This window comes from Tritonibacter sp. SIMBA_163 (assembly GCF_046535935.1).
GTDB lineage: Bacteria > Pseudomonadota > Alphaproteobacteria > Rhodobacterales > Rhodobacteraceae > Epibacterium > Epibacterium scottomollicae.
Genome location: NZ_JAWJBP010000651.1, coordinates 1 through 262 on the forward strand (window position 1 = coordinate 1; position 262 = coordinate 262).

General features: G+C 45.0%; 1 protein-coding gene. It reads right to left on the reverse strand.

Annotation, left to right across the window (positions count from 1 at the left end; translation table 11 throughout):
• On the reverse strand, nt 1-209 hold a 209-nt coding region (locus tag R0J92_RS23920), incomplete at its 3' end, for a hypothetical protein (RefSeq protein ID WP_411053511.1).
• Between the last annotated feature and the right edge of the window lie 53 nt (nt 210-262).

The window sequence follows — 262 nt, forward strand, 5'->3', positions numbered from 1 at the left end:
TTGGACGCGTCGGTGATAAAGGGATTGTCGTGGTAGATCGTCAGGACTTTCGTGAACCCTTCTTTTATTAATGCGTACTTCTCAGCATAGGCAAAGAGTTCATTAAACATCTTGCGGCTGTTTTTCCTGAACTGGACGTACGTTCCCCTAAAACGCACATAGATGACTTGCGCTTCATACTGTTCCACGGTAATGATAGGCTTTTCCACGATATCATCTCCTTTCACACCAGTGTAGCGAAAAAAGCTTACGACGGCTTGTC